This window comes from Mycobacterium sp. (assembly GCF_032162105.1).
Lineage (GTDB): Bacteria > Actinomycetota > Actinomycetes > Mycobacteriales > Mycobacteriaceae > Mycobacterium.
The window spans coordinates 1-3,016 of sequence record NZ_JAVRPS010000641.1 but is presented as its reverse complement, the minus strand read 5'-3'; the positions used below and the strand labels follow the sequence as shown (position 1 = coordinate 3,016).

The following is a 3,016-nucleotide window of genomic DNA, read 5'->3' as shown; positions in this document are numbered from 1 at the left end:
CCGTCGCGCACCTCGCCCAGTCGGGCCGCGACCTCCATGATCGTGACGGGCCGCCCCGAGCAGACGTTGAACGCCGCGAAGCCGTCGACGTCCGAGGCGACCGCCGCGACGTTGGCCGCCGCCACGTCGTCGACATGCACGAAGTCACGCATCTGCCCGCCGTCCTCGTAAACCCTTGGCGGCTCACCTCTTTCGATTGCCGACCGGAAGATCGCCGCCACCCCCGAGTAGGGCGTGTCGCGCGGCATGAACGGTCCATAGACGTTGTGGTAGCGCAGCGCCACGACCGAACCGCCCGTCGCCTCCGCCCACGCCAACGCGTAGTGCTCCTGCGCGGCCTTGCTCGCCGCGTACAGACTGCGCGGCCGCAGCGGCGCGTCCTCGCCCACCAACCGCCACACGAGCGGTTCGCCGCCGACCGGACAGCGGTGCTCGAAGACTCCGGCGTCGAGATCGGCACGGATGCGCGGCAGCGGGTCGACGACGCCGTGCACCGGACACCCGTAGGAGCCCTGGCCGTAGACGACCATCGACGACGCCAGCACCAACCTCCGGCAGCCGGCGGCGAACATCTCGGCGAGCAGCACGGTGGTGCCGTAGTCGTTGTGGCTGCCGTAGGACGGAGCATCGCTCGCGTCGACGCCGGCGCCCACCACCGCGGCCTGGTGACACACCAGGTCGATGCCGGGCAGTAGCGACGCCAGGCCAGCGGCATCCCGGACGTCGACCTCGAGCACGCCGCCGGGAGGTACGGCCCGCGCCCCGTGTGCGGCGGTGAGCATCGCGTCGACGGCGACCACGTCGTGGCCAGCGGCCGTCAGCGCCGCGCACACCCGCGTCCCGATGAAGCCGGCGGCACCCGTGACCAGAACCCTCACGGCAGCTCGAAGGGCAGCGTGACACCCTGGTGCGCCAGGCAGTGCGTGCAGGTGCGCTCGACCGCCACCTGATCGATGGCTTCGTGCACCAGCTGCTTGAACGACACCAGGTTCTTCTCGAACTCCGCAAATACATCAACAGCCGTGACGGCCGTTCCGGCATCGATGCCTGCGTCCAGGTCGGTGACCAATGCGATTGCGGCGTAGCACATCTCGAGCTCCCGGGCCAGCACGGCCTCCGGGTAGCCGGTCATGTTGACCAAGGTGAAGCCCTGGTTTGCGTACCACCGACTCTCGGCGCGGGTGGAGAACCGCGGACCCTGGATCACCACCATCGTACCGCCGTCGACCACCCCGGGCAGATCCGTTGCCGCGGCCCGCAACGTCGGGCAATAGGGGTCGGCGAAACCGACGTGGATGCCGCCGGAGTCGAAGTAGGTGTCCGCCCGCGCACTGGTGCGGTCGACGAGTTGATCGGGCACCACCATCGAACCCGGGCCCAGTTCGGGCGTCAGGCTGCCGACCGCGCAGGGTCCGAAGATCCGCCGCACCCCCAGCGCGCGCAGCGCCCACATGTTGGCGCGGTAGGGCACCGTGTGGGGCGCGAACTCGTGGTCGACGCCATGGCGGGGCAGGAAGGCCACCTCGTGCTCCCCGACCGTGCCCACGGTGATCGGCGCGCTGGGCGTACCGTACGGGGTGTCGAGCCTGACGCTGCGGGCGTCGGGGCCGAAGAACGTGTAGAAGCCGCTGCCACCGATGACTCCGAGCATCCGTCCATTGTCGTGCACGCCTTGGCGAAACCTTCATGCCCGGTAACCCGTGCGTGTACAGCGCGTGCACGTCTGCGCCTAGTGGCGCGTGCGCGGGTTGGATGGAGCTTGTCCCGACTCGTCAGGAGCGTATTGCCATGACCGCTGTGACCACCAACTGGCGCTCCGCCGACGTCCAGACGTTGAGCGACGAAACGCTCGCCCAGCTAGACGGCTGGTGGCGCGCCGCCAACTACCTGTCCGTGGGACAGATCTACCTGTTGAGAAACCCACTGCTGCGCACGCCGCTGTCACGCGAGGACGTCAAGCCGCGGCTGCTCGGCCACTGGGGGACCACACCCGGGCTCAACTTCATCTACGCGCATCTGAACAGGATCATCAAGGAGCGCAGTCAGTCGACGATCTACGTCACGGGTCCGGGTCACGGCGGTCCCGGCCTCGTCGCCAACGCCTACCTCGACGGCACCTATTCGGAGACCTACTCCGACATCACCCAGGACGTCGACGGCATCCAGCGGCTCTTTCGACAGTTCTCCTTCCCTGGCGGCATTCCTTCCCACGTCGCTCCCGAGACACCGGGCTCGATCCACGAGGGTGGCGAGCTCGGCTACGCCCTTTCGCATGCCTACGGCGCCGCGTTCGACAACCCAGACCTGCTCGTCGCCGCGGTGGTCGGCGACGGTGAAGCCGAGACCGGGGCTCTCGCGACGAGCTGGCATTCCAACAAGTTCACCAACCCCGCCAACGACGGCGTGGTGTTGCCGATCCTGCACCTGAACGGATACAAGATCGCCAACCCGACTGTGCTCGACCGCATTCCGCTCGAAGAGCTGCGCAGCCTCATGGTCGGCTACGGCCACAACCCGTACTTCTTCGAGGTGAAGGAGGGCCCCGAAGCCGCGGACCCTGCGGACGCACACCGACGGTTCGCCACGCTGCTCGACGCCGTGTTCAACGAAATCTCCGAGATCAAGGCGAACGCCGCCGCCGGCGACGAGCGGCGGCCCAACTGGCCGATGATCATCTTCCGCACGCCGAAGGGCTGGACGGGTCCGGACTACATCGACGGCAAGAAGACCACGGGATCCTGGCGCGCACACCAGGTTCCGCTCGCCAGCGCCCGCGATACCCCCGAACACCTGAAGGTGCTCGCGGATTGGCTGGGTTCCTACCGGCCCGACGAACTCTTCGACGAGCACGGCAAACTCGTTCCCACAATCGCCGATCTGGCGCCTGCGGGCACGCTGCGGATGAGTGACAACCCGCACACCAACGGCGGGGTGCTCCTCAAGGATCTACGGCTGCCCAACTTCCGGGATTACGCCGTCGACGTCCCCGCCCCCGGCGCGACGGTCGCCGAGGCCA

General features: G+C 68.2%; 3 protein-coding genes. 1 reads left to right on the top strand and 2 read right to left on the bottom strand.

From position 1 onward, the window contains the following. Nucleotides 1–878, bottom strand: an 878-nt coding sequence (locus tag QOC69_RS32340; RefSeq protein ID WP_526446577.1) for an NAD-dependent epimerase/dehydratase family protein, incomplete at its 3' end; no start/stop codon positions are given. Beyond that, nucleotides 875–1,651: an S-methyl-5'-thioadenosine phosphorylase gene (locus QOC69_RS32335; protein WP_526446578.1), complete on the bottom strand. Its 777-nt coding sequence runs from the start codon at nucleotides 1,649–1,651 to the stop codon at nucleotides 875–877. The genes QOC69_RS32340 and QOC69_RS32335, both read right to left, overlap by 4 nt. 137 nt (nucleotides 1,652–1,788) lie before the next feature. Between QOC69_RS32335 and QOC69_RS32330 the strand changes: the two genes are divergently transcribed. Then, nucleotides 1,789–3,016: phosphoketolase family protein (locus QOC69_RS32330; RefSeq protein WP_526446576.1), on the top strand; the 1,228-nt coding region annotated here is incomplete at its 3' end.